The 1,665-nt window shown below is 51.9% G+C and carries 2 protein-coding genes; both read right to left on the reverse strand.

The annotated features are described in order from the left end of the window. On the reverse strand, positions 1-1,381 hold a 1,381-nt coding region (locus D5S03_RS09955; RefSeq protein ID WP_287043776.1), incomplete at its 3' end, for a PAS domain S-box protein. 45 nt (positions 1,382-1,426) lie between these two features. Further along, positions 1,427-1,665 (reverse strand): hypothetical protein (locus D5S03_RS09960; protein WP_287043777.1); only part of this gene is annotated, 239 nt, incomplete at its 5' end.

A 1,665-nucleotide genomic window follows, 5' to 3' on the forward strand; every position in this document is an offset into this window, starting at 1 on the left:
GGATATCGTTCAGGATCCGCAACAGGTTGTCCGCATTGCGGGAAATTGTCTGCACCTGGCGCAAATGCTGCCTGGAAAGACTGAAATCCCTTTCCATGATCCGGGCAAAGCCCATGATGATATTCATGGGAGTACGGATTCCGTGGCTCATGTTGGCCAGAAAGGTGCTTTTGGCCTGACTGGCCGCCTCCGCAGCCTCCTTGGCCTTCTGCAGGGCCCTTCTTACCTCTTCCAGTTCGGATATATCCACAGCAACCCCGAGAGCGGACAGCCTGTCCTCTATTTCCAGGGGGTAGACAGTAAACAGCGCTGGAAATACCTGCCCGTTTTTGCGCTGCATAAACATGCTGCCTCTCCACACCCTGCCCTGCCTGATGCTGGTATATATCTCCGGAAACTTTTCCAGATCCTCCCTGGAATGCAGAATGGCCACTGATTGACCCACTACCTCCTGCTTTTGATAACCATGGACACTTTCTGCGCCCGGGCTGAAGTCCGTAATGCGCAGATCCCCTTCGGGACAGGATTCTGCGATTACAAAAGAAATATCTTTGCAGGCCTCAAAGATCGACTCCAGTTTCAACTGCTGGGTCTTGATTTCAGTTATATCCAGCCCTACAGACTGATAATATTCAGGAGTCCCGGCCTCATCAAAGACGGCCCTGTCAATCCACCTGTGCCAGCGGATGGTCCCGTCAGGCAGTTGCACCCTGTGCTCTACAGTTTTGACTGGATGTTCCGTGGTCAGAGAGGTAAAGTTCTGTTGGGAAATTTCTTTGTCCTTCCCGGGTATCAGGTCCAGAAAAATCGACCCCAGAAGCTCTTCCTGGGGCATGCCGAAGTAGTCGCAGTACTGCTGGTTGATATAGGTGATGACCCCTTGCGGGTTGAAGCAGCAGATCATGGCCGGGATATCCCTGAGAAAGGAATCAAGCTTTTCATGATGCTTTTTCTGCATCTCTTGGCTTTGTTTGCGCCGGGTTATGTCTGAAACAAACCCGTGCCAGCAGGAAATCAGCCCATCGCTGCCGGTTACCGCCCTGATATTTAAAGAAACCCATATTTCATATCCATCCCGGCGGATTATTCTGCACTCATGGTTGACCACCTCTCCATGCACTTCCAGCAGACGCGTGATCCGCCCCCGGTCCGCCGGTTCCGCATAAATCTGGGAAGCAATATCAGTTACAGACTCCAGCATGCTTTCGGCGGAATCATAACCATGGATGGATGCCATGGCATGATTGACAAAGATAAATTTTCCTTCAGGGGTGGACTGAAAACAGCCCAGAGGGGCATGCATCAGCATGTCCTGGTAATCCAGGGAAGCGGTTGAAGGCGAAGAGTATTTCTCTTTCGGGAAGTGCTTTGCCGGACACATGACTGACTCCATGAAGTAAAGCAGAAGGCTGAAAAAATACACGGCTCAAAACAGGGGAGCAAAAAGCCGGGGATCATGGATCCAAAACGACATACGCAGGACGTAACCATTCAAGGGGTGCCAGCAATCGCCACCGGGAATAGACTTGAGGCGTACTCCCCAACCGTGAGCGGCAGAGCCGCCCGCTCGCCCCGTGAAACACCCAGCACTCACTTTAATAATTTCGGTTTCATCACAAGCAAACAAATGGAAAAGTGAGTGCTGGGTCAGCGCAGCGGGTTTCA

It is taken from the genome of Desulfonatronospira sp. MSAO_Bac3, assembly GCF_003838035.1.
GTDB lineage: Bacteria > Desulfobacterota > Desulfovibrionia > Desulfovibrionales > Desulfonatronovibrionaceae > Desulfonatronospira > Desulfonatronospira thiodismutans.